Below are 1,035 nucleotides of genomic sequence, written 5' to 3' on the forward strand. Positions count from 1 at the left end.
TCCACCCCCAACCCCGAACATTTACCACCAACGGGTGCATTTCAGATAGGGGGCAAAGTCTGAGATAATGGGAGCAACCCCGCGCAGCAAGGAGGCTCCTGATGGGACAGCGAAGGCGCAGTCGTGAAGAGAAGAAAGCAGAGCCTATGGCACAAGCAGAGGCGGCAATCGAAGAGTTGATTGGCTGGTCGGCAGACACCACGCAGCCAACCCTGGCTCAGATTGAGGGTGTGGTGTTGAAGCTACAGGAGCAACTGAGTGAGCAAATGGCACAGACGGTGTTGGCCGAAGAGGAGGTCGCCAGGGAGAAGGTGCCTGGTCCGTCATTCATGCCCTACATGTGGAAGGGAGATGCGCTACAAGGGAGACAAGGCTCACCCTTTGGAAAGCAGGACAGGCACGCTCAAAGTACAACGCAGCTACTACCATTGCTCCTGCTGCCGCAAGGGGCTTTTCCCCCTGGGTGAGCAGTTGTGGGATGAACATTGGAGCGAGTGGGTAATCAAGCAGGCAGAATGGTTGGGAGGATTACTGGACTTTGAGAGTGCGGCACAACTGCTTGAGCAGATAGGAGGTAGGAGGTGTAGCTGTCTCCGACAGCACTCTTTGGCGGCTGTGCCAGGGTTGGGGCAGCCAATATCCAATATGGAGAAGTGGAGGCTGCACAATGGGCCGCCGAGAACTCCGAAAACTCCAACTCCGAGCGCCTGGGGAAGATGGGGAGTGGGCACAGAGATAGCGCGGTGTGTGAGCCGCAAGCCATGAAGATGGGGGCGGGGCGAGTATGGATGGTGCAATGATCCATATTCGTGATGAGGGCTGGAAGGAGTTGAAGGTATGGTGCGTCTTTGATATTGAACCTGATGAGGGTGAGGCGGTGAGGGGGTTACATCGGTTGAAGGGGGTGAGGGGGTTACATCGGTTGAAGGGGGTGAGGGGGGTAAAGGTAGCACAGGTAGCACAGGTAGACAAGCAGCCCAAACAAGTTGAGCAGCTAAAGATGGAAGCAGGCTACTTCAGCAACAACGCGCACCG

Annotated in this window: 1 protein-coding gene; it reads left to right on the forward strand. The window is 56.3% G+C overall.

Going from position 1 to position 1,035, the window contains the following annotated elements:
- Window positions 1-101: 101 nt before the first annotated feature.
- The gene (locus IVW53_16235; protein ID MBF6607104.1) at window positions 102-467 is read left to right on the forward strand and encodes a hypothetical protein; all 366 of its coding nucleotides are present in this window, start codon (window positions 102-104) and stop codon (window positions 465-467) included.
- Window positions 468-1,035 lie beyond the last annotated feature (568 nt).

The organism is Chloroflexota bacterium (genome assembly GCA_015478725.1).
Lineage (GTDB): Bacteria > Chloroflexota > Limnocylindria > Limnocylindrales > CSP1-4 > C-114.